The following is a 25,389-nucleotide window of genomic DNA, read 5'->3' as shown; positions in this document are numbered from 1 at the left end:
GCTATGGGACTAAATTAGCCATATTTCACACCGTAGTGATGACTCGGTTTATATGTCCAAGCCATCCATATTGAATGTGGCTGGCGAATGATTACCTCATTGCCGCCACATTCCCCTTATTTAGGGTATATAAATTTATTGTTATACGCTATCCAAAATGAGTTACACCGGCGATGTTTCATTGATAATTATTTTTTGGGTCAATATAGGGACGTAGTCAAACACATATTCGTGAGCTTAAATATGGATGTTACCGGTTAAAAATAGCGTTGCTTCTCCAGTCAGTTTGACTCTCTCATTGTCGACTGAACATAACACGACACCACCACGAGCAGATATTTGATGACCGATTAGCTGATTTTTATTTAAACGTGCAGCCCATAATGGTGCGATAGCGCAATGCGAGGTACCTGTTACCGGATCTTCGTCGACCCCTTTGGCGGGAGCAAAGTAACGGGATACAAAATCAGCATTTGGGTTATCACTGAGGGCAGTAATGGTTAGGCCTGGTAGAGGGAGCGCTGCCATCGCGCTCAGATTAGGCGTACAGTTGGCAACTTGATTGGCATCACTTAAAAAGCAGACATAGCGGTCTTTAGCGAGCCATAATGATTCTATATCGACCCCTAAAATGTCGGTTAATTGAGGGTGATCGGTAACAGCAACCTGTTTTGTTTCTAGCACAGGGAAATCGAGTGTAAACCCTTTTTCATTTTTGTATACGATGAGTTCTCCAGAAAGAGATTGAAATACGAAAGGTGAAATCGGGTGTTGCTTAAACTGATGCAGTATAAATGCCGCCGCAAGTGTCGCGTGACCACATAATTTAACTTCTACGTTAGGTGTGAACCAGCGAATATGCTCTCCAACTAAGAATGCAGTTTCTGAAAGATTAATTTCAGCAGCAATAGCCATTAATTGATCATCTGGAAGCCATGTTTCGAGTAACACAATAGCAGCAGGATTACCGTGAAATTGTTGTTGAGTAAAGGCATCAACATAATAAACAGGAAAGGTTGTAGTACTCATAATGGTTTTCCAAAGGCAAGTTTAATAGGGTGCTAAATGAGTAAGAGGGAAAGGAGTATAGCGCTAATTAAGCATCAACATAATAGGTTAATGCTTGAAATAAAAATGCCCGATAGGCTGTAAAAACCTATCGGGCATAGAGACGTTAATGAGGATTATTCTGCTTTCGCTTCATTCTCATCTGCGTTTTTTAACATTTTTCTGACTGGGATAATTAAGGCAGCCAGAACAATGGCACAGATAACTAATGCTATTGAAACGTGTGAGAACAGCTCAGGCATTGAATTCAATTGTTCTTTATTGATATTACCGCCCATAATACCAGCCGCAAGGTTACCGAGTGCGCTAGCACAGAACCACAGGCCCATCACTTGACCACGCATTTTTTGTGGTGCTAATAATGTCATTGTGGCTAACCCAATAGGGCTTAAGCACAGTTCACCCAATGTCAGCAACAAGATACTTGATACTAACCAGAAGGGAGAGACCCCCGTTTGTGTCGCTAGAACTTGATTAGCAGCCATCATCATGACCGCAAAACCTGCCGCAGCAAATAGGATACCAATGACAAATTTAGTCATGCTGCTTGGGTTCATATTGCGCTTGGCGAGGGAAGGCCAGAACCAGCTGAATACCGGCGCTAACAGAATGATGAATAATGCGTTGATAGATTGGAACCAAATCGTTGGGATTTCAAAGGAACCCATTTGGCGATCGGTATAGTCACGCGCGAAGATATTGAACGACGTTGGTTTTTGTTCAAACGCTGACCAGAAAAATGCGGCAGCAATGAGCAGTATTAAACAAGCCAGTAGACGTGAACGTTCGCTGCTATTTAGGCCTGCAAAGAAGAACATAAAGAAGAAATAGATACCAACACAAGTTGCAATGATATAAGCGGAGCTTTTTGCAATTGTCGATGCATTGAATGGGATCGTGCCATTATCGATTAAGATAGCTAAGACTGCTAGCAATGCCATTGCAACAGTAACCCATTTACCAACATTTTTACGTTCTACAGTTGGACGGTTCCAAGTGGAATCTAATCCAACTTCTTTATCATATCGGCGCATTTGCGGAATGGCATAGAAACGGAAAATTAACAACGCGATCAACATACCGATGCCGCCTAGGCCAAAGCCGAGGTGCCAACCATATTTTTCATGTAAAGGGCCAATAATCAAAGGAGCAATAAATGACCCCATGTTAATGCCCATATAAAATAGTGAAAAACCACCATCACGACGAGTATCTTCTTTCTTGTACAGTGTCCCTACCATGACGGTGATACAAGTTTTAAATAAACCCGTACCTAATACAATCAGTAACAAACCGACGAAGAAAAAGGTATTACTCCAGAAGGCGGACATCGCGATGGATAGGTGACCGAACGCGATGATCAATGAGCCATACCAAACTGCTCGACGTTGCCCTAACCAGTTATCGGCAAGCCAGCCTCCAGGAAGTGAGGTGATATAAACACCACCAGCAAAGATACCGACAATTGCGGATGCTTGTTCAATGGGTAACCCCATTCCCCCTTGTAATAGTGCTGCACTCATAAATAATATGAGGAGAGGGCGTACACCATAGAAAGAAAACCGTTCCCACATTTCAGTGAGGAAGAGTGAACTTAGTGGGTACGGGTGCCCAAAAAAGGTTTTTGTTTTAGTCGCAGAATGACTCATCTGTGAACTCCGATAAATTATTTTTTGATTGGTTGTGCTTGGAAATACACCTAGCGAATCTGTAGGTGTTAAAATTTATAGATATGTTAACTTAATTTTGTAAACATATTTTTAACATACATTATTATAAAAACACTTATAAACAGAATATATTTCTTGTTAAAAGTGTATTTTTAAGGTGAAAAGTCGATATCAATCGCACTTTTCACGATAAGGTAGGCGACAATACAGGAATTTGGTTGACAAGAAAAGAGATGATTATAAAACAATCATAGCCTTCAAAAACATAAGCTTAAGTTATGTTTTCTCTGTTTTTTGCATAAAATGCTGTTATACCTACAATAAATCAGGGAAATGAATAAATAACTACATTTATCAGCGGGCGGTATGGGACGAATTTTTTTAGCGAAAAAAAATTTTTGCTTTCTATCACATTCAAACAGAGGGAGACTGACAACCTTGGGATTGTCGCTTAATGATGTACCATGAATAGATTAAATTGAATAACACCAAGGCTGCGGTAAAGAAAAACACAGCTCTAAAGCCATAACTTGCCGCAACAAATGACCCCATTAGTGGACCCGTGACGTTTCCCACATCACGTAATGCTTGGTTATAGCTAAAAATTCGGCCTGTCACTTGGTGAGAGATATTGTAAATAATTAATGTTTGTACGGCGGGTAATAAGGCCGCGTTTAATGCCCCGAGTAAAAAGCGTAGTGCGCCAAGTTCCCAATAATTACTGACAAGCCCCATCGGGAATAACACAAAAATAGAAGCGGCTAATACCGCCAGTAAAACTTTTTCAGGACCAATGCGGTCACTCAATTTACCTAACCGAGGGGCGCTAAGCAGGGCGGCGATACCGGGAATAGACGCGATGACACCACTAATAAAAGCTAAGTTTTCTGTTGTGCCAGCGAGATCACGAACATACAGTGTAATAACTGGGTTGATTGAGCCCATTGCTGCTTGGATAATCATGGTCGTAAAAAATAAGCTGATCACCAGATTTTTATTTTTTAGCGATGCAAAGACTTGCTTGTTATTAAGGGCATCTTGACGTGAAACTGGGGTAAAACGTTCTCGGACATAAAATAGCGTAACAATAAAGCAAATAAAGAGTACGCTAGCGGTAATAAAGAATACAGGGCGTAGGCCATATTGGTCGGCCAGTAATCCCCCAATAAGCGGACCAATTAATGCGCCACTTACCGCACCGGTTGCGAGCACGCCCATCGCCCAACCGCTTTTCTTAACCGGTACTTGCGTCGCAATTAATGCGTTAGCATTGGGAACAAATCCGCCGAGTAAGCCTAATAGCGCCCTAAGGGCGAGTAACTGCCAAATATTTTGAGCAAATCCAATTAATACCATTACGATGGCCATACCTAATGCCGAACGCAACAGCATTAACTTTCTGCCTTTTCGGTCAGATAATCGCCCCCAAAACGGCGCTGCAATCGCAGAAAACAAAAACGTAATACTGAAAACCGCACCTGTCCAAAGGTTTAAAGAGCTATGATCGGTCACGCCGAGTTCTTCGATATATAACGGAAGAAAAGGCATGATCAGACTAAATGCAGCCCCCGTTAAAAAACAACCAAACCAGACCACATAAAGGTTACGTTTCCAATAACTGTTTCTGTTTAACATAGACTCCTTACTCAACTGTAATGCTTAAAACACAGCGGCTGTCAGAAAACCGACAGCCGCTGTGTTTTATCAATGATGGATTTTGTCTAAATCACCGTACAATGAAGGTTCTCCTTCGGGACGTGTTTTAAACCGTCGATGTAGCCACATGTACTGTTCTGGGGCTAATAATATCGCTTGTTCAATGAGCTGGTTCATTTTTGTTGCCACCGCCACTTCATTATCAACGGGGAAGTTGTCGATAGCCGGTTGAATGATTAATTCATATCCTTTGCCGTTAGGTAATCGACGAGGAATAAAAGGCACAATTAACGGGTCGGCAAGGCGTAATAAAATCGCTGAACCATTTGTGGTTGCGGCATTTTTTACCGCGAACAGCGGTGCAAAAGAGCTGTTTCGAGGACCATAATCATGGTCAGGGGCATACCAGAGAATTTCCCCCTGTTTTAAGCTACGTACCATCCCTTTAACATCTTTCCGGTCTAACATATATTTATTAGAACGCAGACGCCCGCGAGTCTGTAACCAATCCATCAGCTTATTGTCATTTGGACGATAAACGCCAATGCCTGGATTAAGTATACCGAATGCTCTTGCTCCTAGCTCTAAGGTTAAAAAGTGGATCCCTAAAACGATAATGCCACGACCTGTTGATTGCGCCGCGAGCATATGTTCACGTCCTTCAATTTTAAACCAGCGACGGATACGCCATTCAGGCCAAAACCAAGCCATTCCTGTTTCAAAAACGCCCATGCCAACAGATGCAAAATTTTTGTTAATGTACTGTTGGCGTTTTTCTAAACTCATTTCAGGGAAGCAGAGTGCTAAATTACGATCGGCAATCTGTGCACGCTTTTTCAGTAATCGCTTCGATAGCATGCCTAAACGTGTGCCCATCCAATAGATCATGGGGTAGGGCAACAGAACGAGCAGGTACAGCAAGCCGATGCCAAACCAAGTGAGCCAGTAACGTGGGTGTAATAAACTTTTATGAAACTTTGGAGCTTGTATCATTGGTTTCCAAAAATTAGGTTAGTGATTTTATACCGTTGTTCGTTATTGACATTGTTATTATAACAACGATTAATCTATGGTTTTGACGACTAAAGCATCATGAAATGACTGATTTAGTTTAAACATTAGCCTATTTATCAATAATGTTCTTATTATAACAAATTATTCATTTAATAAATTAGCCGTCTGTAGCGTACTCATTAATTCAGCAATATTACGCACAGCCATTTTTTCCATCATTCGGGAGCGGTGTACTTCAACAGTTCGCACTGATACACAGGCGACGTCTGCAATTTCTCGGTTGATTAGGCCCTGTAAGACATACTTGCAAATCTCTTTCTCTCTCGGTGTCAGTGTTTGGTAGCGTTGCTGGATGAGGTAACTGGCCGTCGCTTGCGTTGTTTTTGTTTGAGCTTGTTCGAGTGTTTTAGCGAGCAATTGGCTATCAATGGGTTTTTGGAGAAAATCGACCGCACCCAGTTTGATTTGCTCGACAGCCATAGGGATGTCACCGTGACCAGAAAGAAAAATGACTGCTAATGTACTTTGCTGTTCTTTGAGTAATTGATGGACTTGGCGGCCATCAAGTTTTGGCATGCGCATATCGAGCAGTACCACACCTTCTTGATGAAGATTTGCTTGTTGGATAAATTGTTCACTGTCATTCCAAACCACGACGGTATAACCGAGTGTTTCAAGAAGAAATTGGCAGGCATCCGTGACAGCAGGATCATCGTCCACCAGATGTATAACAGGCATGAATAAGTACCTCATTTCATCAAACTGGGGTATCAATATCTAAACGGGTGAAGCGTGATTGTCTCATATTCACATGATTAATGTTATCAATAGTATGCGAAAGTAAATCGACATTCATTAAAATTTAGCGTGAGGGGATATGACTCCATTCTCATTGAACATCACCTTGAAAATAGATGACCCTCGCCTTCATGTTATCCGTCGATGTATGAAGGCGGTTGGTGTTTATACTTTTTCCTCATAAGGAAAGATTAAGGTCACTCTTAGGCCATTTAACCCCTCCTCACTCAGATTATTTTCAATACGAATATCCCCTCCTTGGCTTTGAATCAGCCGCTGACAAATCACTAAGCCAAGTCCGAGTCCCTCTTTTTTCGTCGTCGCAAAGGGCGTAATCCCTTGAGTGAGCTGTTCAGGCGCCATACCACCGGCATCATCTTGTAAAACCAATAAAAATCGTTCTGGTGCAAAGTGAAAACTAAAACATAAAGTCTTTGCTCCAGCCTGTAAGCTATTACTGATTAGATTGGAGAGTAATTGGTCAAGTAGTGTTTCTGGGAGCTTCAAGCAGACATCATGGCTATTAGGTAAAATCAGTTTGACGAGTGGGTAATGCTGTGGAACTCGTAGTAGCTGCCAGATATGTTGTATGGTCGGTATGACATATTGCTGACTTAAAGGTAACGCAACTTCTTGGTTTGGTTTTCCTGCCCATAACCGAAGATTGCGAATAATATCACCACCGCGCTGCGCTTGGTTATCAATTTTAGTAAGGGCGTTAATCAGTGGATGTTCATCTGACTCTTTTTGAAGACGTAAAATACAGCCTTGGGCATAGTGGCGGATTGCCGAAAGAGGTTGGTTTAACTCATGAGCAAACCCAGAAGCCATTTCGCCTAATATATTCAGCCGTTGCGCCTTTGCTAAGTTGGCTTCTTGTTGTCGTAAGCGATTGTGCGCGTCTTCGAGTTGTCGACTTTTGCGACGAACTAAAAATGCGATCCAAACATGGTTGATGCCAAGTAGAATAAAAAACAGTACCGCGATGCTGATAGTGATTTGATGCTGGATCAGCCAACTCACAATATCTTGCCAAATTTGGCGTTGTTGTGGGTGTTGATTCACATCACGCAATAGCGTCTCAACTTGATTGACCGAGGCGGGGGCTCCCCAGCGCATACCTGACTTATCCGATGAAAGCAGTGTTTTAGTCACTTTATCAACTAAATTATCAGGAACATCATTCAGCGCGGCAAACGACCAATTCGGGTAGAGTTCTGTACTGGTTTTACAGGGTAAATTGCTCTCATGTTCGATTAAAGGACGGAAATGGTTTTTATCAATTAACCCTTCTTTATCCATATTCTCCAATAAACAGACAGGGATAATGGCCGCAGAAAGTGAGTCGTCCCGTAACGCATACAATAATGCATCGGCAGGAAAGCCGAGGAACTGCATGCGAAAATCTTTTTCGGCATCATAGCCCATATCTCGCAATACTTTATAACCTAACAGATAGCCTCCAAATGCATCCGGAGAAATTGCCCCCACCTTCTTACCGATAAGGTCTTTTATTTCGTTAACGTCGCTATCAGCGCGCACTAAAATAAGGCTACCAATCACATTGCGTGTTGTACTATCGGGTTCGACGGAAGAGCGTAAAGAGAGCAACCAACGTAGATGATAACGGCTATCTAATTGAATAAATTGCGCGGGATTAGTGAGTAAAAAGTCAATTTTGCGTTCTGAAATCGCATTACGCATCTCATCTAAATTAAGCGGCTGCAAAGTGAAATGCTCATCAGGCAGCGCATTATTCAATGTATCAATTAATGTTTGCCAATGGGTTTGGGTTGAGTTAGCACCGCGTAAGGCAAGCACCCCAATTTTCCATTCTGCTGCCATGGCCGGAAATGACCCGGCAATAAGAATGATTATCAGTAATCGATACAAAGACATAGAGTATTTCTTTAACATATTTGGCTTATTAGTTGCGTTAGATCAATTTAGCTACGGGTATGTGGTAAACCACAATAGGGTCGTTACGCTGCCCCTCTTACAATAAGACCAATTAAAGATAACACACCGTTTTTAAAGAGAAATAAGAATTACTGGGGTTATCAAAAATAGCTTGATGTAACAGGTAAATAAAACCTGTAAAACCAAAAGAATAGCAATTTTTATCCTCTATTTTAGCATTAGCAATGTCCTACTGGAGCCAATTATGGATCTGAGTAAACGAAAATTTCTACAACAATTAGGAGCTGTGACTGCCGGGGCATCGTTGATACCGATTGCTGAAGCAGGACTTAATTTCGCTCCAACTCGTCGTGAAGGTAATCCTGAAAAGCGTTATGGAATGCTGATCGATTTACGCCGCTGTGTCGGTTGTCAATCATGTACTGTTAGCTGTGCTGTTGAGAATCAGACGCCACAAGGCCAATTCCGGACGACGGTTAACCAATATCAAGTCTCTTTGCAAGGTGAAGAAGGGCTGACAAACGTCCTGTTGCCCCGTTTATGTAACCATTGCGATAACCCACCTTGTGTGCCTGTTTGTCCTGTGCAAGCAACGTTCCAACGTGAAGATGGCATCGTGGTGATTGATAATGAACGCTGTGTTGGCTGCGCCTATTGTGTTCAAGCCTGCCCATACGATGCGCGTTTTATCAACCACACAACACAAACCGCAGATAAATGTACTTTCTGTGCTCATCGCCTTGAGGTGGGATTATTACCTGCTTGTGTTGAATCCTGTGTTGGTGGGGCACGCATTATCGGTGATTTAAAAGATCCGAATAGTACTATTCGGAAAATGCTCACAGAACATGAAGCAGAAATTAAAGTTCTTAAACCTGAAAGTGGCACATTACCGCAAGTGTTTTATTTAGGTCTGGATGATGCTTTTGTTCAGCCGTTAGCCGGCAAAGGGCAACCAGCACTGTGGCAGGAGGTGTTCTGATGAGTGAACAAGTGGCTTATATCTCAGAAATTATGGCTCAACCGCAAGAGTTTTTTTGGTTGCCTTGGGCGGTTCAGTATTTCTTTTTTATCGGTATTGCAGCATGTGCAACCTTGTACGCTTGTTACTTACACTGGCAAGCTAAGAGTGAAAATAGCCGTTTAGAAATGATAGCGGTATTTATCACGATAACGATGGGTATTACAGCACCATTAGCATTGACAGCGGATCTGCACCAAACGGCTCGTGTATGGCATTTCTATGCCCATCCAACCATTTGGTCATGGATGTGGTGGGGATCTGTGCTGTTACCTTTATTTACGACCTTTACTGGCCTGTATTTCATCGCACTCTTGGTTAAGTTTATTTGGAAAAAAGAGTTTAAAGCAACGCGTTGGGTTGCGCTATTGTCTGCTCTATCCGCCATAGGGTTATTGCTGTATACCGGACGTGAAGCGTCAGTATTAATCGCACGACCAATTTGGTTTAGCTGGTGGATCCCAGTATTGCTATTCTTCAGTGCAATGCAAGCAGTGCCCGCTTTAATCGGTTTAGGTGCACGACGTGAGCCACAATATCAACAACGTCTAGCACGTTTTCAGGTCATCACCTTACTTTTATTAGCCGTGTGCTTCGCATTATGGTTATCAGGTGACACCATTTCAGGTATTGCAGTACGTCATCAACTCGATGTAGCAAGCCCTGGCTGGTGGATGTTAATGGGGATTTGTGCACTATGGGTTGCCGCGTTATTGATGTCAGTATTCAATCTGAAGGCGACTCGTTCGATAGGTTATATCACCGTTGCTGCATTAGTCGCGATGGGGCTAACTTGGAGTTTACGTTGGGTATTCTTGATGGAAGTTCAAGCGGTACCAAAATACAACGTTATCGTTAATCCATATCATTTCCCGATGGGCACTGATGGGCTACTCGCATTACTCGGTACATTCGGATTGTGGATTGCACTAATTATTATCGTTCGTGAAGGTGTTCGTTGGTTTGCAAGGAGAGTGCAACATGGCTAAATTCTCAAGACGTCAATGGCTTAAAGGTGGTTTAGTTGTCGGTGGATTAGCACTGTTTGGTGCAGGTTACCGTGACGTTGCTAAGCGTGCAGTCGATGGCCTCGCCAATGGCACCTCCGGTAAAGTGACATTAGATCGTATCAATGGCAACTCATTACGTCCTGAAGGCCAAGCGAATGGTGGCTGGAAGGAAAATCCAGAACAAGTCGTTGCCATGACACAATGCTTCGGTTGTTGGACACAGTGTGGTATTCGCGCACGTGTTGATACGGCAAAGAATGAAGTATTACGTATTGCAGGTAACCCATACCATCCACTTTCTCATGAAAAGCATTTTCCTTACGGTATGCCTTTGAAAACGGCCTTCAACAAAATGGGGGGAGAAAGTGGTTTAGAGCATCGTTCAACGGCATGTGCACGTGGTGCGACGTTGATGGAAGGACTAACGAGTCCGTTACGTATCCTAGAGCCAATGAAGCGTGTTGGTCAGCGTGGTGAAGGTAAATGGGAACGTATTAGTTTTGAGCAACTGATTAAAGAAGTGGTTGAGGGCGGTGATTTATTTGGAGAGGGACATGTTGATGGACTACGTGCTATTCGTGACCTCGAAACCCCTCTGGATCCTGCACAACCCAAATTAGGTCCAAAAGCAAACCAATTATTAGTCACTAATGCTGGGGATGATGGCCGAGATGGTTTCATTCGACGCTTTGCGCAAAATGCGTTTGGTAGCAAGAACTTTGGTGCCCACGGCTCCTATTGTGGTTTAGCCTATCGTGCGGGTTCTGGTGCATTAATGGATGATTTGGATAAAAACGCACACGTCAAACCCGATTGGGATAACGTTCGTTTTGCCTTATTTATTGGAACCTCACCAGCACAGTCAGGTAACCCATTTAAACGTCAAGGTCGCCAATTAGCGTCTGCTCGTTTACGAGATAATTTTAACTATGTCGTAGTTGCGCCTGCATTACCGTTAACGACAACACTTGCTAACGATCATGGTCATTGGGTACCTGTTCAACCGGGTACTGATGCCGCGCTCGTCATGGGAATGATCCGCTGGATCATCGAAAATGAGCGTTATAATGCGGCCTATTTGAGTGTGCCGAGCGAAAAATCGATGCAAGCAGCGGGGGAGAAGAGTTGGACTAACTCGACGCACTTGGTGATCACTGATGACGCACATCCATTAGCAGGACAATTATTACTTGCTTCACACTTGAATGGACAAGTTGCGGATGATGAACAAAGTAAAAAAGCATACTTGGTACAGGATGCATCGGGTGAGCTAAAACTTGCTGATGATGTAACGAATGCACAACTGTTTGTGACGCGTAAAGTAACGTTACATGATGGTAGTGAAGTTACTGTGAAATCAAGTTTCCAATGCTTAAAAGAAGCGGCTGAGCGCATGACTCTAGAAGAGTATAGCGAACGTTGCCAAGTTCCTGTGAAGACGATCGAATCATTGGGTCGCGCCTTGACCTCTTATGATCGTCAAGCCGCTGTAATTTCCCATGGTGGGATGATGGGAGGCAATGGTTTTTATACCGCTTGGTCGGTCATTATGTTGAATGCACTGATTGGTAACTTAAACCTCAAAGGGGGAGTCTCTGTTGGTGGCGGCAAATTTAACGGCGAAACCGATGGTCCTCGTTATAAGATAGCGAGCTATGCAGGTAAAGTGAAACCAAAGGGTGTCGTATTATCACGTAGTAACGAAGTCTATGAAAAATCTGATGAATTCAAGGCTCGTGTCGCTGCGGGTGAATCACCTTATCCTGCGAAAGCACCTTGGTATCCGTTTGCTAAAGGCCAATTAACAGAGCAATTAGCATCGGCACTGATGGGATATCCTTATCAATTGAAGGCGTGGATCACCAATATGACGAACCCTGTTTACGGTATTGCAGGGATCCGTCAAGTGATGGAAGAGAAACTGAAAGATCCAAAACATCTTCCTCTTATCATTGGTATTGATGCCTTTATGAATGAAACCACCGCATTGGCTGACTATATCATTCCTGATACTCATAATTTTGAAAGTTGGGGATTCAGTGCTCCTTGGTCTGGTGTCCAGGTCAAAGCAAGTACAGCTCGCTGGCCGATTGTTGAGCCGCGTACCGCGAAAACGGCGGATGGTCAGCCTATTTCGATGGAAGCATTCTGTATTGCGGTCGCTAAAGAACTAAACCTTCCAGGATTTGGTGATAACGTTATTGAAGATATGGATGGCAATAAACATTCATTGAACAGTGCAGAAGATTATTATCTACGTGTGGCAGCGAATATGGCTTGGTTGGGTGAGAAGCCTGTACCAGAAGCGGCAAGCGAAGACATTCAGCTCAGTGGTGTGGAACGCATTATGCCAGCCATGGAGAAAACACTAAAACCTGAAGAGATCAGACGCGTAGCCTATATCTATACACGTGGTGGTCGTTTTGCTCCTTATGAAAAAGCATGGGATGGTGATGCGACAGGACCACAATGGAAAAAAGGTTTACAGATTTGGAACCCAACGGTTGCGGTTAATCGCCATGCCATTACAGGCGAGCGTTACAGTGGATGTCCAACCTATTATCCACCGCGTTTAGCTAATGGTGAGGATGTCAACAATATCTTCCCACCAAACGAATGGCCATTAAAACTCATGTCATTTAAATCACATGTTATGAGCAGTTCTACCACGATGATTGAACGCTTACGCCATGTGAAGCCGACCAACCTTGTGGCTATTCACCCTAATGATGCACAAAAAATGGGTGTTAAACATGGCGATTGGGTCAAAATCACGACGCCAGGAGGTCATGTAGAAGCTCAAATCAGTGTATTAGACGGTGTGATGCCAGGGGTACTTGCGATTGAACATGGCTATGGTCACAAAGAAATGGGGGCGAAACAGCACTTTCTTGATGGTGAACCGATGCCGATGAATGCAGCGAATGGTTCAGGTATCAACCTAAATGACCTAGGTTTTGCCGACCCAACGCGTGAAGTGGCAAACACGTGGTTAGATTGGGTTTCAGGAGCATCGGTAAGACAAGGATTGCCTGCTCGTATTGAACTTATTGGTTAGAAATAACAGGTGGCCAGAGAGGAGGGTTCTGGTCACATTCAGTTTAGACAGTTGACATTGCGCTTACGATGTAGCTACCTCATCGTAACTTCGGCAGATGCCAAGGAGGGGGAGCCCTCCTTTTTTTCGCATATTACTCAGTGTATTCGAGGCGTAAGTAAAGGTGAACTCACTTCATTGAGTGTTAAGCTTTGGTACATCAAGACACCTAACAAGATAAACACAATCCCAGCACATAAGCTAATCGCTATTCCCCAATACGGCGAAAAAGGGGGACTGCGCGTTTTCGTTATCCGCATTGCGCTATCACGCATAAAATAGACAAAACAAGCGATTAAACAAATCGTTAAGGCTGTCCCCATTGCCATCGCTAGGGCGGCAAGTACTCCCCACAGATAAACGCCTATTACTGACGAAAATAGCAAAACAAGTATCGCCCCTGAACAAGGGCGTAGCCCCATAGAGAGCACGACAAGGATTTGTGTACGTATACTCGTTTGTAATTGACTACTTGAAACAACGTGTTGATGACCACAACCGCAAACAGCATCCGTGGACAGTGTCGGTTTAAGAACGGCGCCATGGCTTAGTTTCGATGGTGAAATTGTGTGTATTTTCCATACAGATGCCGGGCGTCTTTGAGCGGTTTTATACCACTGGTGAATCGCCTTTAAACAGAACAAAAAACCGAGCAAGATGACGAATGCATAGCTGAGTTTTTCACTGTATAAGCTGACTATATTGAGGTGGCGGGTGGATAATTGGAAAACGACTAAGATAACGGAGACGAGGACAATCGCCACACCACCTTGTAACAGGGAGGCCAGTAAACTGAGTAGGACACTCTGTTTTAGGCGAGTTGGTTGTGTTGCAATATAAGTACTAATAATCAATTTACCATGGCCAGGGCCAACCGCATGTAAAAAGCCATAGAGAAAGCTGACCGCGACAAGTAAGCTTCCTGCTTGTAAAGGGGCTCGTTGAGTTGATTGCAATAACTCAGTCAGAGAAAGATTTAACTGACGTTGCCAAGCAACACTGGTTTGTAACCAAAGGGGCCAGTACTGGTAAATTTGATAAGCAACAGCGCTAAGAGTTACGAATAATAAAAGACTGATAACAATTTTGGGGCGTAAAACTTGAGCTAATCGACTTATTGGCATTGTATTTTTACCTTCTGAGCAAATTGCAGCCCTAAGGTTGTGTCCTCTTCAGGTGTCTGATTAATATCAAGTGAATAAGCATAGAAACGTAATTCGTCAGACACGTTAGGCTCTTGCAAGGTGAGGTGGCATGATGCGGCATTAAGCGCTTGTGGGGCAATCACCGATTGCTGATTGGGGTAAGTCATGCTGACAAAAAAGGTGGGGTCATAGGTCATGAACTCGATATTTGAACCTTTTATCGCGATAGGCTGTTTCAAAACCATGCTAAAAGAGAAAATTAGTTGCAGCCCTTCACGGCGTAATTGGTAATGGCTCGGTATTGTGTGGAAGGCCACTTTTTTGCCTTGCGAATAAAAATCGGTGAAATAGTCTTGAGCTAGAATATTTGCCATAAGCGTTGCTGCCTGAGCTTTCCATTTAGGGTCATCTTCCTTACTATTTTTCAGTTCATAAGCAATATCAGCGGACGTCATGGGATCCATTTTCCAAGTAAACGTTAGGCCAATAAATTGCTGTTGCTTGATATCTGGCACTACTTGCATATCGATAAAGCTATGAGGATGAGAAATACTTTTTGCTGTGAATATTAAACAGAGAACAAGAAGCAACGCTTTGAATTTCATAGGCGATCTATGTTAATGAGTCGGATTGAGTAAATAATGTCAAATTTTAATGTTATAATATAACTTAATTTCACGTTGAAATAAACTCATCTATTACGGCAAGTTTCCCTTTTGTATTACTGAAAAACAAAACCCCTTAACATTAGGGGTTTTTTATTAACAAAATAACAGCGATAATATTGGCGAATGAGCTCGTGTGGACACTTCGTGGACACCATCTGATTTTAAGCTTTAACGATGAGTTAGTTACAAAGGAAAAGAGAACACCATGCCAGTGTTACACAATCAAGTTTCGAATAAAATTCTTAAAGAACGTATGTTGGCTGAGACTGAGCCGCGAACAACGATTTCTTTTTATAAATATTTCAATATCCAAGATCCGGTCGAGTTTAGAAATGATTGGTATGTGAAATTCAAAGCACTTAATGTGTTTGGGCGAGTGTATATTGCTAAAGAAGGTATCAATGCGCAAATCAGCATACCTTCATCAAAGGTTGACGCACTACGCGAACTTATTTATCAGACTAGCCCTGAATTAGATGGCTTACGCCTTAACATTGCTATCGACGATGACGGAAAATCTTTCTGGGTACTTCGCATGAAAGTTCGTGATCGTGTGGTTGCTGATGGTATTACAGATGATTCGTTTGACGCTTCAAAGACGGGACAGTATCTCAAAGCGGAACAAGTGAATGAGATGATTGATGATCCAAACACTGTTTTTGTGGATATGCGCAACCATTATGAATATGAAGTAGGCCATTTCGAAAATGCACTGGAAGTGCCATCTGATACTTTCAGAGAGCAACTACCAATGGCTGTTGACATGTTGCAACAACAAAAAGATAAAAACATTGTCATGTACTGTACTGGTGGGATCCGTTGTGAAAAAGCTAGCGCATACATGCTGCATAATGGCTTTAAAAACGTCTACCATGTTGAAGGTGGTATTATTGAGTATGCGCGTAAAGCGAGAGAACAGGGTTTACCTTTGCGTTTCAAAGGGAAAAACTTTGTGTTCGATAACCGCATGGGAGAGCGTATCACTGATGAAGTATTAGCGCATTGTCACCAATGTGGTGAACCTTGTGACTCACATACTAATTGCCGGAATGATGGATGCCATTTATTATTTATCCAATGCCCATCTTGTGCTGAGAAATATGAAGGCTGCTGTAGCGCTGCATGTACTGAAGAAATGAAATTACCTGAAGAGCAGCAACGTGCCCGCCGAGCAGGCCGTGAAGTCAGCAATAAAATATTTAATAAATCACGTCATCGTTTAGAGGATGGCTTATTAAATAGTGATAATTAATTTTTAAAAAAGCCCTATGTAGGGCTTTTTTTTAATAGAGATATTTAAAAATATTATAAATAAAGAAAAGCTCTATACGATTTTTAACATACACTTTTGTGACGATATGCCTCTTTTGTGAATAAACCGTACTATTACTGATCCCCAATTTTTTAGAAATAAGGTGATTAGGTGTTTCATTCATCCAACTATTAATAATGCACTGTTCTTTTAATGTAAATATTGATGAGTTTGATTTATTTGTTAGTTTTATTGTTTCCTTGATATGTTCTGAATCATTAATCACTTTATCTAAAGTAGGAATAATGATTTTTTTAGACATAATAAAATAGTTGTCCTTTAATAATAATGGCTTGTCTGATATTGGGTAGGTGGCATTGATATAAATATAAAACCTTGTTTCATTCGATGATGTTAAAAGTTTTTTTAGTGATAAGCAATAATTAGAGTGATGGCAATAGTAAGTTAAATTCACAAGGACTATTGTCGGCTTGGTGTCATTAATACAACTAATCGCTTCATCAATACACCCCACACTGATAAACTCTAATTTTTTATTAGATGATAAATATTCAGTAATGCCAATTCGAGTATAATAACACTCATCAATCACTAGTATTCTCATAAGGAACATCCTTGTTCGAAAAGAATATTACAATAAATTGTAAGGGATATTAAAGTCAATAAACTAATGATAAAAAATAATTAATTTTGTTTGTTTTTGATAATAAAACGAAAATAACAATTATCAATTTTATGCTATTAATATTAACTATATTAAATATAAAGATTGAATCTATTTAAATTAAGAATAAGAAGGCATTGAATGTGCTAATGGATATTGGGGATAAACCCGAATATCCATTACTTTCTCTAGTGCGTTTTAAAATCTGGTTCTACATAATCACCAGATTCTATTTTATCGATACCGGCTTGTAGAATATTAATCAGCTGCCTTGCTACATCGGTTGTTAACCACATTGTCTTGTCAACAACAGCACTGTCACTATTTTCACTTTTTTCTGGCAAATAATGCAAACGCAGCATCATTGCATCATAGGCATCAACGGTACTGATGTCCCAACCAACAACAGGGTGGGTTTGAATCACATCATTTTTTCTATTCATAGACACCTCCTAATCATACTACGTGATAAATACATATCGATAACTGACTAAGGGCGAGATACTCATAACGAGTATCACTTAGTATAAAAGGATTTTGTCATTTGAAAAGAGGAAAGTCGTTTTTTTTGCATCTAAATGACAGATTATGCAAAAAAGTCACAGAAAAGGGATTAATAGACTAACGGGAAGTGATTAGCTTCCCGTCAAAATGATTAGCTAACAACGCGTACAGACCAAGATACATCTTCATCAGCGAGAAATGGGATCAATTTATCATGACCGCAATCAATCGATGAGGCAGTGATATTTTTTTCTTTTGTTAATTGGATAAAGCCCTCATTAACAGGAAGATTATAGAACTTAGGCCCATTTAATGAGCAAAAGGCTTCAAAATGTGCCAGTGCACCGAGTTCTTCAAATACCGTTGCATAAGCTGCGAGTGCGGTCGGTGCATTAAATACGCCTGCGCAACCACAAGATGACTCTTTACGATGTTGTACGTGAGGCGCCGTATCGGTCCCTAAGAAAAAGCGCTCATTACCAGATGCAACGGCTGCACGTAGTGCTTCTTGATGCACATTACGCTTTAAAATAGGTAAGCAATATAGGTGAGGGCGTACACCACCCACTAACATGTGATTACGGTTAAACATTAAATGTTGCGGTGTTAATGTTGCAGCTAAATAATTGTCTGCCTCTTGTACATATTGAGCAGCTTCTTTTGTCGTGATGTGCTCAAACACAATTTTTAATTTAGGAAACCTTTTTCTGAGTGGTTCCATGACTTGCTCGATAAAACGCGCCTCGCGGTCAAAAATATCGATATCACTTGAAGTGACTTCACCATGGATCAATAGTGGCATGCCAACTTGCTCCATTGCAGCAAGTGCTGAGTAGATATTTTTGATATCAGAAACACCATGACTTGAATTGGTTGTCGCATTAGCAGGGTATAACTTACACGCTGTAAATACCCCTTCTTGGAAACCACGAATGAGTTCATCGGCATTCGTCGTATCGGTTAAATAACAAGTCATTAATGGCGTAAATTGATGACCCACAGGAACCGCTTGCATAATGCGTTCACGATAGGCTTTAGCCATTTCAATGGTCGTAACTGGGGGGACAAGGTTTGGCATGACAATGGCACGACCGAAAAACTGACTAGTATAGGGCACAACCGTTTTCAGCATATCACCATCGCGAAAATGAACATGCCAATCATCTGGGCGGCGGATCGTTAAAGTTGTTGCAGTTGTCATGAAACCGGCTCCATAAAGGGGGAAATAGAGTAATGAGCAAGATGCTCAAGCAGGAGCAGAATAATAAAACGAAAACGATAAAATAGCTACGCTAATTGACAATTATCTTGAAATATAAGCGTTTTCAATTTGGATTTATCATAAAGGAAAAAACAGGGAGTGTACTAAAGGTAGGTGAATTAAGTTGGCTCCTCCAGCTGGACTCGAACCAGCGACATACGGATTAACAGTCCGCCGTTCTACCGACTGAACTATGGAGGAACTCCTTAAAGCGAGAGGAATAGTAGCGTTACTGGATCGAAATGTCAAAGAAGAAACGGTAAGAAAAGTTTGATTGCTTGTTCTGTGATCGAATTGCTGTAAGTTTCATCGAATAGGGCATGGTAACGTGCTTTCGAGGGGGAAAGACGTGATGAATAAACGACGATAGTAGTGAAAAATAGTAGTGAAAAATAGTGATAGGAAAAGCGAGGTTATCTTCAAATAGCAAAAGCCCGCTATAAAGCGGGCTTTTTAAATTTGGCTCCTCCAGCTGGACTTGAACCAGCGACATACGGATTAACAGTCCGCCGTTCTACCGACTGAACTATGGAGGAATTGCGATGTTCCTGAGAACGAGGCGAATATTACCCATCCTATTGATGCTTGTAAAGCATAAATATGAAAAAAATTGCCAAGTGATTGCTAAATAAACAATATGGCGGTTATGTCAGCAAAAATAGGACCAATAGGTATCGTACCTAAGAACGATAGTCATTGATGAAAACTATATTTAACGTTAAAGCTACAAAAAATTAACAATGAGAGTGAGCTTGAATGAAAAAAACACTGTTAGCTGTCGCTTTAACCTCTGTGATTTCTAGTACAACATTTGCTGCGCCTATTGATAAGCCTAATGTTTTGATCATCATTGTCGATGACATGGGATATTCTGACATTAGCCCATTTGGAGGGGAAATCCCTACGCCAAATTTACAAGAAATGGCTAATCAAGGTGTTAGGATGAGTCAATATTATACCTCTCCGATGTCTGCGCCTGCGCGCTCGATGCTGTTGACGGGGGCAACCAACCAACAAGCAGGAATGGGGGGAATGTGGTGGTATGAAAATACGGTAGGGCAACCCGGCTATGAGCTGCGTTTAACCGACCGTGTGGTCACTATGGCGGAGCGTTTCCAAGATGCCGGCTATAACACCATGATGTCAGGTAAATGGCATTTAGGTTATACCAAAGGAGCAAGGCCAACGGACAGAGGTTTTAATCAAGCATTTGCATTTATGGGAGGCGGAACCAGTCATTTTGATGATGCGATGCCACTTGGAACAGTTGAACGTTTTCATACTTACTATACGTTAAATGGCGAAAAGACATCATTGCCGAGTGATTTTTATTCAAGTAAAAATTATGCGCAACAACTTGAACAATGGATAAAAGAAACGCCGCAAGACCAACCTATATTTGCTTACCTCGCTTTTACTGCCCCGCATGACCCCATTCAAGCGCCTGACGATTGGATCAGTAAATTTGATGGAAAATACGATGAAGGATTTGGCAAAGTTTATCGCCAACGTATAAATAGACTCAAAGAATTGGGTATTATCAATGATAAAACCCCCATGCCCAATTTGGATTTAGATAAAGAATGGCAGCAGTTAACGCCTGAAGAAAAGCGTTATGCTGCGAAAACAATGCAAGTATATGCTGCAATGATTGCCTATATGGATGATCAAATTGGCGGTGTCATAAATACATTAAAGGCCACTGGTAGAGAGAAAAATACCATTATTATTTTTGCTACGGATAATGGTGCTAATCCAGCTTCTGGTTTTTATTATGAATCGGATCCGCAATATTGGGAACAATTTGATAATAGTTATGAAAACCTTGGTCGTAAGAATTCATTTGTATCTGTTGGGCCTCACTGGGCAAATGTGAGCAATGCCCCTTATGCAAATTTCCATAAAACAACCAGCGCGCAAGGTGGAATTAATACTGACCTGATTATTACTGGCCCTGGTATTGGCAAAAAAGGCAGTATTGACCATACCCCGATGGCTGTTTATGACATCGCTCCAACGTTATATGAATTTGCAGGTATTGATGCAAATAAACAAATTAAAAATATCCATCCATTACCGATGTTAGGCACAAGCTTTAAATCCCATTTCCTAGGTGAAAGCACGGTTAATCCTCGACATTTATTTGGTGTGGAATTACATAATCAAGCTGCATTAATTGACGGGGATTGGAAATTAAGACGTTTAGTGAAAGGTTCGTCAAAAGCGGAAATGGCGCCTTGGCAGCTCTTTAATTTAAAAGAGGATCCACTAGAAACACATGATTTAGCGTCGAAATACCCTGAAGTTGTAAAAAAATTAGAGGGGCAATATCAACAATTTGCTGAGACGGGCATGATTATCGAGGCTAAAGGCGAAGCGATAGATTATATCGGCATCGATGAATCAACGGGGCATTATATTGGTATCGATCCTAAAACGAACCAACGTATCGAGTCGAAAAAAGGGCAGTAATAGGAGGATAAAATGAAAATTGCGTTTTATGATCCACCTGTCGTTGATAAAAAATCGGTCAGATCGGCGATTCCTTTTCATATTTTATTAAAGCCCGTTGGTTCGGGCTGTAATTTAAAATGTGACTATTGCTATTATCCACAAAATAATGAGCAAAAAGCGGCACCGATGATAAAGGATATGCTGGAGCCTTTTATTAAAAATTACATTGCATCCCAGCCCATCTATACCAAAGAAATTAATTTTGTCTGGCAAGGTGGGGAACCTCTACTCGCAGGATTAGATTTTTATAAACGAGCGATGTCCTTACAACAAAAATATGTGCCTCAAGGTGTCCGCATTATTAATACATTGCAAACAAATGCAACGTTATTAACGCCGGCATGGTGCCGTTTCTTTAAACAGCATGATTTTATCATTGGCGTTAGTCTTGATGGTCCAGAACATATTCATAACCGCTATCGCCATGACAGACGCGGTAATAACGGAAGCTATCTGGCTGTGCTACAAGGCATTAAATTACTGCAACAGTTTGCTATTGAATTTAATATATTAACCGTTGTTCATGATGGGGTTGCTCATTTAGGCACAGAAATTTATCTCCATCTGGTTGAGCTTGGCGCTCATTATATTCAATTTCAGCCCTTGATGTTAGAAGGGGATGCGATTAACCAAGGGTTTACCTTAAGTGCAAACAACTGGGGACAGTTTTTAAGTTCAGTGTATCGACAGTGGCAGGCGTCGGCGCATATTGGCAAAGTCTTTGTAATGAATATCGAACAAGTATACAGCCAATATTTTACCCATGTAAGCACAAGCTGTGTTCATTCGGAGCGCTGCGGCACGAATATGATGATGGAAACAAAAGGTGAAATTTATGCTTGTGACCATCAGGCAAATAAAAGCCATTATCTTGGCAAATTTAATGGACAGCAGGGATTCAGTGAATTTGTCACTTCTGCTATTTCGCTCCCTTTTGGACAAAATAAAAGCCGCCGTAAAGAATGCCAGCAATGTGCGGTGAAAATGGTGTGTCAAGGTGGTTGTCCCGCGCATGTAAACCTATTAGGTCGCAATCAATTATGTGAGGGATATTTTGCTTTTTTTAGCTTGGTGTTAGAGCCGATAAGGCAATACCAGCGAAATGCGCAAGGTGTGCAGCGTTGGCGTAATGCTATGTTGAAATAAAACGAACATTAATAGCAAAAAGCCCACTATAAAGCGGGCTTTTCAAATTTGGCTCCTCCAGCTGGACTTGAACCAGCGACATACGGATTAACAGTCCGCCGTTCTACCGACTGAACTATGGAGGAATTGCAGTGTTCCTGAGAACGAGGCGAATATTAACGATATCGCCTCAGGCTGTCAACGATAAAAACACAAAAATAATTCGTTTGGTTACGGACTGTGCATTATGGTTGATTTTTACTCTAGCTTATTGATATTGCGCTTTATTCTGAGTCATTAATGGTGTTTCTACTCGTGTAGGAACTTCCGGATAGGCAATATGATAAATATCATAAAATGAAACCATCCCTTTAAGTTCGACCAAACGTGTAATTTCTTGTTTGATTGCACTACTAACATCATTCGAATCAAGGATTTTTTGAATCGAGGTATCAGAAACTTTCTCGGTTACAAACCATTCACCGTTATAGCAAACGCGTAAGTCAAGGACACCGATATCTTCAAAACGATATACAGGTTTAATATCAAATAGCAGAACAGCCGCTAAAATGATAAATAATGCGGTAAAACCAAGCATCCAGTACAACCCAAAATAAGGGGCATAGAGGACTAAAATCGCTAATGGAATATAAGCGGCAACCATACCGATACATAAATAGGGATGGTTAGCGATAAATTGACTGTTGAAGTACGGCTTACCATCACGCTTTTCGCTTTTATTGATAGTGTCCAAATCTTCGATAAGTATTTTTTTAATGATATCCATGGTGTGATAGCTCTCTGTAAGACATCTATGCAATGAAGAGTATCATGCGTAAGTCGAATTGTTATATATCAGTTACGAAAAAAATTGAGTGTAATTGTCACGGCATAAGAATTATCTTATTGATAGCGTTTGGATTGACTCAATAATTCTTTCAATCTATCAACAAAATGCGAAAAAATTGTTAATTTAATAGCGTGAAAAGTGACGTAGCCTAAAAAACAGCGTTTTTTTCAGGGGAATCTCTATAAAATAGTTGCTATTATCCTTAACTCATGAGTTAATGGTCATCGGCCTGTTTAGCAGTCCTATTTGATGTATGATTACTGAGTTAGTGTGTTCTAAAGAAGAAAGTTATCCCAGATAGCCTTTGACCGTGACGCTTCATCTTGGTTTTTTCCTGATTAAATAGCTGACTCTGGCCCATATATGCCGAAAAGGCAAGTTTTTTTGATGTTATATAGGAAAAGTCAAATGTCCGACAAAATGAAAGGTCAAGTTAAGTGGTTCAACGAGTCTAAAGGCTTCGGTTTCATCACTCCTGCTGATGGTAGCAAAGACGTTTTCGTTCACTTCTCTGCCATTCAGGGCGCTGGTTTCAAAACTCTGGCAGAAGGCCAGCAAGTTGAATTCACCATTGAAAATGGTGCGAAAGGCCCAGCAGCTGCTAACGTAACTGCAATCTAAGCTTAATTGCTTAACTGATTTTCTAAAGCCCGTCATTTTTAATGACGGGCTTTTTCATTCCCGCTACACTAGGTTTCAGTACACTTTTACTGGAGACCGCCATCTGATGAAAATTAATGATCGTGTTTATGTCAAAACTGACGGCCAAGAACGACGTGAAGGCAAAATATTACTCATTGAAACTTTTAATGAAGGCATAATGTATTTAGTTTCTCTACCTGAATACCCAGGTGGTATCTGGTTTTTTAATGAAAAAGAAGGGGGAGATGGGATATTTGTCAGTCCCATAGAAAGCTAATTATTATGAAATATTATTTTAAAGCTTTACTTCATAAATAACGCAATCTATACTTCTTGCAAATTTCGTTAGGAGATAATTACTTGGACAGTCAGAGTTGTAATAAAAATTTAATTTTATTGGCAAGTAATTAATTATTCCTTCTATTAACTGCTTGCCGCGATGGTGGGCAGTATCAAGCGTTGACTCTCTCGATACTCCTTAATTAAATAACTATTGTTTATCAATAGGTTGTATTTTTTGTGAGTAAAGGTCATGAATCTCTATTTCTATTCATTATTTCCTCCAGGTAATAGCCTATAACGTTGAATAATTATTTTATTATTCATGCTTAAGGCTAGGTGAAATATATTTTACCTATTTTTATTATCCAATTTATTTTTGGAGGGATCATCATGTTATTTACTCCCGATATTTTAAATTTAGTTTTCGCAATGTGCTTAGGTGCTTTAATTGGTGCGGAACGTCAATGGCGTCAGCGCATGGCGGGTTTACGCACAAATGCGTTAGTCGCAACAGGGGCTGCCGTATTTATTTTGAGTTCGGTCACCACTTCACCTGATAGTCCAGGAAGAATCGCAGCACAAGTTGTATCTGGAATAGGTTTTCTGGGAGCCGGGGTTATCATGCGTGAAGGAATGAATATTCGTGGTTTGAATACGGCGGCCACACTTTGGTGCTCTGCTGGTATTGGGGTGTTATGTGGCCTCGGGCAGTACTCTTTAGCGACGATGGCTACGATGCTTATCCTTTGTGCCAATATTCTACTGCGTGAAGCGGCACAAAGAATTAATAAACAACCACAAACCCAAGCGCTTGATGTTGAACAACGTTATAAAATTCGTGTGATGTGTCATCAAGACGATGAAATCTTAGTTAGAACATTAATTTTACAAGCAATAAATGGATTACATATCCGGCTGCAATCATTAAGCAGTGCCGATACGCTTAGACCGGAACAGTTAGAAGTTATTGCTGAATTTTTAGCAACACCGGCGGAGCAAAAAGAAATTGAAGCATTGGTTTGCCGGATCAGTATTGAACAGAGTGTCAGTGCAATTAACTGGAAAGTGGCATCAGAGCTACCAGCCTAATGCTGAATAATTATTAACTAAAGGAGCCGAAATGGACGATCACCCTCCGTCATGGAGTAAAAAATGGGAGCTATCTAGCTATGAGTAAATAATTTATTTTCAGTTAGATAGCGTTCAA

21 protein-coding genes and 3 tRNA genes are annotated in these 25,389 nt (G+C 41.2%); 9 read left to right on the top strand and 15 right to left on the bottom strand.

Going from position 1 to position 25,389, the window contains the following annotated elements; genetic code table 11:
* Positions 1-237: 237 nt before the first annotated feature.
* The 6 genes from M1F03_RS12485 to ttrS form a co-directional block, all read right to left on the bottom strand.
* Complete coding sequence (locus M1F03_RS12485; protein ID WP_163862408.1) at positions 238-1,029, bottom strand: PhzF family phenazine biosynthesis protein; 792 nt, start codon at positions 1,027-1,029, stop codon at positions 238-240.
* A gap of 155 nt (positions 1,030-1,184) precedes the next feature.
* The gene (locus M1F03_RS12480) at positions 1,185-2,717 is read right to left on the bottom strand and encodes a peptide MFS transporter (protein WP_318839942.1); all 1,533 of its coding nucleotides are present in this window, start codon (positions 2,715-2,717) and stop codon (positions 1,185-1,187) included.
* A gap of 435 nt (positions 2,718-3,152) precedes the next feature.
* Positions 3,153-4,373: a multidrug efflux MFS transporter MdtG gene (gene mdtG, locus M1F03_RS12475; protein ID WP_154623011.1), complete on the bottom strand. Its 1,221-nt coding sequence runs from the start codon at positions 4,371-4,373 to the stop codon at positions 3,153-3,155.
* Between the two features lie 69 nt (positions 4,374-4,442).
* On the bottom strand, positions 4,443-5,387 hold the full coding sequence (locus tag M1F03_RS12470; protein WP_154623010.1) for a Kdo(2)-lipid IV(A) acyltransferase: 945 nt from the start codon (positions 5,385-5,387) through the stop codon (positions 4,443-4,445).
* 162 nt (positions 5,388-5,549) lie between these two features.
* Positions 5,550-6,146 carry a tetrathionate respiration response regulator TtrR gene (gene ttrR, locus M1F03_RS12465; protein WP_154623009.1) on the bottom strand — a complete coding sequence of 199 codons (597 nt, stop codon included), beginning with the start codon at positions 6,144-6,146 and terminating at the stop codon, positions 5,550-5,552.
* 225 nt (positions 6,147-6,371) lie between these two features.
* Positions 6,372-8,105, bottom strand: coding sequence for a tetrathionate respiration histidine kinase TtrS (gene ttrS / locus M1F03_RS12460; RefSeq protein ID WP_251464441.1), 1,734 nt, complete (start codon positions 8,103-8,105; stop codon positions 6,372-6,374).
* A gap of 265 nt (positions 8,106-8,370) precedes the next feature.
* Between ttrS and ttrB the strand changes: the two genes are divergently transcribed.
* Genes ttrB through ttrA form a run of 3 tightly spaced genes read left to right on the top strand, consistent with a single transcriptional unit; the run spans position 8,371 to position 13,215 of the window.
* The gene (gene ttrB, locus M1F03_RS12455) at positions 8,371-9,108 is read left to right on the top strand and encodes a tetrathionate reductase subunit TtrB (RefSeq protein ID WP_154623007.1); all 738 of its coding nucleotides are present in this window, start codon (positions 8,371-8,373) and stop codon (positions 9,106-9,108) included.
* A complete protein-coding gene (gene ttrC, locus M1F03_RS12450) occupies positions 9,108-10,136 on the top strand; it encodes a tetrathionate reductase subunit TtrC (RefSeq protein ID WP_154623006.1) in 1,029 nt (342 codons plus the stop codon). Before ttrB ends, ttrC begins: the two co-directional genes overlap by 1 nt.
* On the top strand, positions 10,129-13,215 hold the full coding sequence (gene ttrA, locus M1F03_RS12445) for a tetrathionate reductase subunit TtrA (RefSeq protein ID WP_163862398.1): 3,087 nt from the start codon (positions 10,129-10,131) through the stop codon (positions 13,213-13,215). The genes ttrC and ttrA overlap by 8 nt, the downstream gene beginning before the upstream one ends.
* A gap of 137 nt (positions 13,216-13,352) precedes the next feature.
* Here the strand turns inward: ttrA and M1F03_RS12440 are convergent, their stop codons facing one another.
* Entirely contained in the window at positions 13,353-14,378 is a 1,026-nt protein-coding gene (locus M1F03_RS12440) for a nickel/cobalt transporter (RefSeq protein WP_251464440.1), read from the bottom strand.
* Positions 14,369-15,004 (bottom strand): DUF1007 family protein, encoded by a 636-nt coding sequence (locus M1F03_RS12435; protein ID WP_154623003.1) that lies wholly within the window; start codon positions 15,002-15,004, stop codon positions 14,369-14,371. Before M1F03_RS12435 ends, M1F03_RS12440 begins: the two co-directional genes overlap by 10 nt.
* A 268-nt stretch (positions 15,005-15,272) precedes the next feature.
* On the opposite strand from M1F03_RS12435, the gene M1F03_RS12430 reads away from it, so the two are divergent.
* A complete protein-coding gene (locus tag M1F03_RS12430) occupies positions 15,273-16,319 on the top strand; it encodes a rhodanese-related sulfurtransferase (protein ID WP_154623002.1) in 1,047 nt (348 codons plus the stop codon).
* Positions 16,320-16,350: 31 nt separating this feature from the next.
* Here the strand turns inward: M1F03_RS12430 and M1F03_RS12425 are convergent, their stop codons facing one another.
* The 5 genes from M1F03_RS12425 to M1F03_RS12405 all read right to left on the bottom strand — a co-directional run bounded on the left by M1F03_RS12425 (position 16,351) and on the right by M1F03_RS12405 (position 19,305).
* Positions 16,351-16,944 carry a LuxR C-terminal-related transcriptional regulator gene (locus tag M1F03_RS12425; RefSeq protein ID WP_163862390.1) on the bottom strand — a complete coding sequence of 198 codons (594 nt, stop codon included), beginning with the start codon at positions 16,942-16,944 and terminating at the stop codon, positions 16,351-16,353.
* A gap of 248 nt (positions 16,945-17,192) precedes the next feature.
* Positions 17,193-17,447, bottom strand: coding sequence for a biofilm formation regulator BssS (gene bssS / locus M1F03_RS12420; protein WP_251464439.1), 255 nt, complete (start codon positions 17,445-17,447; stop codon positions 17,193-17,195).
* 212 nt (positions 17,448-17,659) lie between these two features.
* Positions 17,660-18,709 (bottom strand): dihydroorotase, encoded by a 1,050-nt coding sequence (pyrC, locus tag M1F03_RS12415; protein ID WP_154624502.1) that lies wholly within the window; start codon positions 18,707-18,709, stop codon positions 17,660-17,662.
* Positions 18,710-18,894: 185 nt separating this feature from the next.
* Positions 18,895-18,970 (bottom strand) — tRNA-Asn (locus M1F03_RS12410).
* Between the two features lie 259 nt (positions 18,971-19,229).
* Positions 19,230-19,305 (bottom strand) — tRNA-Asn (locus M1F03_RS12405).
* 220 nt (positions 19,306-19,525) lie between these two features.
* Here M1F03_RS12405 and M1F03_RS12400 point away from each other — a divergent pair.
* The gene (locus M1F03_RS12400) at positions 19,526-21,241 is read left to right on the top strand and encodes an arylsulfatase (protein WP_251464438.1); all 1,716 of its coding nucleotides are present in this window, start codon (positions 19,526-19,528) and stop codon (positions 21,239-21,241) included.
* Between the two features lie 12 nt (positions 21,242-21,253).
* The gene (locus M1F03_RS12395; RefSeq protein WP_251464437.1) at positions 21,254-22,429 is read left to right on the top strand and encodes an anaerobic sulfatase maturase; all 1,176 of its coding nucleotides are present in this window, start codon (positions 21,254-21,256) and stop codon (positions 22,427-22,429) included.
* 49 nt (positions 22,430-22,478) lie between these two features.
* Here the strand turns inward: M1F03_RS12395 and M1F03_RS12390 are convergent.
* Together M1F03_RS12390 and M1F03_RS12385 are read right to left on the bottom strand one after the other, a co-directional pair.
* Positions 22,479-22,554: transfer RNA gene (locus M1F03_RS12390), tRNA-Asn, on the bottom strand.
* 122 nt (positions 22,555-22,676) lie between these two features.
* Positions 22,677-23,195 carry a YlaC family protein gene (locus tag M1F03_RS12385; RefSeq protein ID WP_154624497.1) on the bottom strand — a complete coding sequence of 173 codons (519 nt, stop codon included), beginning with the start codon at positions 23,193-23,195 and terminating at the stop codon, positions 22,677-22,679.
* Between the two features lie 471 nt (positions 23,196-23,666).
* On the opposite strand from M1F03_RS12385, the gene cspE reads away from it, so the two are divergent.
* The 3 genes from cspE to M1F03_RS12370 all read left to right on the top strand — a co-directional run bounded on the left by cspE (position 23,667) and on the right by M1F03_RS12370 (position 25,271).
* Positions 23,667-23,879 carry a transcription antiterminator/RNA stability regulator CspE gene (cspE, locus tag M1F03_RS12380; RefSeq protein ID WP_008911725.1) on the top strand — a complete coding sequence of 71 codons (213 nt, stop codon included), beginning with the start codon at positions 23,667-23,669 and terminating at the stop codon, positions 23,877-23,879.
* A gap of 106 nt (positions 23,880-23,985) precedes the next feature.
* Complete coding sequence (gene dsrB / locus M1F03_RS12375) at positions 23,986-24,177, top strand: protein DsrB (RefSeq protein WP_195848191.1); 192 nt, start codon at positions 23,986-23,988, stop codon at positions 24,175-24,177.
* A 395-nt stretch (positions 24,178-24,572) separates the two neighbouring features.
* A complete protein-coding gene (locus M1F03_RS12370; protein ID WP_154621814.1) occupies positions 24,573-25,271 on the top strand; it encodes an MgtC family protein in 699 nt (232 codons plus the stop codon).
* Positions 25,272-25,389: the final 118 nt, after the last annotated feature.

It is taken from the genome of Providencia sp. PROV080 (genome assembly GCF_033688105.1).
GTDB lineage: Bacteria > Pseudomonadota > Gammaproteobacteria > Enterobacterales > Enterobacteriaceae > Providencia > Providencia zhejiangensis.
Note: the sequence above shows the minus strand (reverse complement) of the source record. Positions and strands in the feature narration are given on the sequence as shown.

Bases quoted from the DNA above. Each gene is read 5' to 3' on its own strand.
- M1F03_RS12485 (WP_163862408.1), bottom strand. From the start codon at position 1,029: ATGAGTACTACAACCTTTCCTGTTTATTATGTTGATGCCTTTACTCAA.
- M1F03_RS12480 (WP_318839942.1), bottom strand. From the start codon at position 2,717: ATGAGTCATTCTGCGACTAAAACAAAAACCTTTTTTGGGCACCCGTAC.
- mdtG (WP_154623011.1), bottom strand. From the start codon at position 4,373: ATGTTAAACAGAAACAGTTATTGGAAACGTAACCTTTATGTGGTCTGG.
- M1F03_RS12470 (WP_154623010.1), bottom strand. From the start codon at position 5,387: ATGATACAAGCTCCAAAGTTTCATAAAAGTTTATTACACCCACGTTAC.
- ttrR (WP_154623009.1), bottom strand. From the start codon at position 6,146: ATGCCTGTTATACATCTGGTGGACGATGATCCTGCTGTCACGGATGCC.
- ttrS (WP_251464441.1), bottom strand. From the start codon at position 8,105: ATGTCTTTGTATCGATTACTGATAATCATTCTTATTGCCGGGTCATTT.
- ttrB (WP_154623007.1), top strand. From the start codon at position 8,371: ATGGATCTGAGTAAACGAAAATTTCTACAACAATTAGGAGCTGTGACT.
- ttrC (WP_154623006.1), top strand. From the start codon at position 9,108: ATGAGTGAACAAGTGGCTTATATCTCAGAAATTATGGCTCAACCGCAA.
- ttrA (WP_163862398.1), top strand. From the start codon at position 10,129: ATGGCTAAATTCTCAAGACGTCAATGGCTTAAAGGTGGTTTAGTTGTC.
- M1F03_RS12440 (WP_251464440.1), bottom strand. From the start codon at position 14,378: ATGCCAATAAGTCGATTAGCTCAAGTTTTACGCCCCAAAATTGTTATC.
- M1F03_RS12435 (WP_154623003.1), bottom strand. From the start codon at position 15,004: ATGAAATTCAAAGCGTTGCTTCTTGTTCTCTGTTTAATATTCACAGCA.
- M1F03_RS12430 (WP_154623002.1), top strand. From the start codon at position 15,273: ATGCCAGTGTTACACAATCAAGTTTCGAATAAAATTCTTAAAGAACGT.
- M1F03_RS12425 (WP_163862390.1), bottom strand. From the start codon at position 16,944: ATGAGAATACTAGTGATTGATGAGTGTTATTATACTCGAATTGGCATT.
- bssS (WP_251464439.1), bottom strand. From the start codon at position 17,447: ATGAATAGAAAAAATGATGTGATTCAAACCCACCCTGTTGTTGGTTGG.
- pyrC (WP_154624502.1), bottom strand. From the start codon at position 18,709: ATGACAACTGCAACAACTTTAACGATCCGCCGCCCAGATGATTGGCAT.
- M1F03_RS12400 (WP_251464438.1), top strand. From the start codon at position 19,526: ATGAAAAAAACACTGTTAGCTGTCGCTTTAACCTCTGTGATTTCTAGT.
- M1F03_RS12395 (WP_251464437.1), top strand. From the start codon at position 21,254: ATGAAAATTGCGTTTTATGATCCACCTGTCGTTGATAAAAAATCGGTC.
- M1F03_RS12385 (WP_154624497.1), bottom strand. From the start codon at position 23,195: ATGGATATCATTAAAAAAATACTTATCGAAGATTTGGACACTATCAAT.
- cspE (WP_008911725.1), top strand. From the start codon at position 23,667: ATGTCCGACAAAATGAAAGGTCAAGTTAAGTGGTTCAACGAGTCTAAA.
- dsrB (WP_195848191.1), top strand. From the start codon at position 23,986: ATGAAAATTAATGATCGTGTTTATGTCAAAACTGACGGCCAAGAACGA.
- M1F03_RS12370 (WP_154621814.1), top strand. From the start codon at position 24,573: ATGTTATTTACTCCCGATATTTTAAATTTAGTTTTCGCAATGTGCTTA.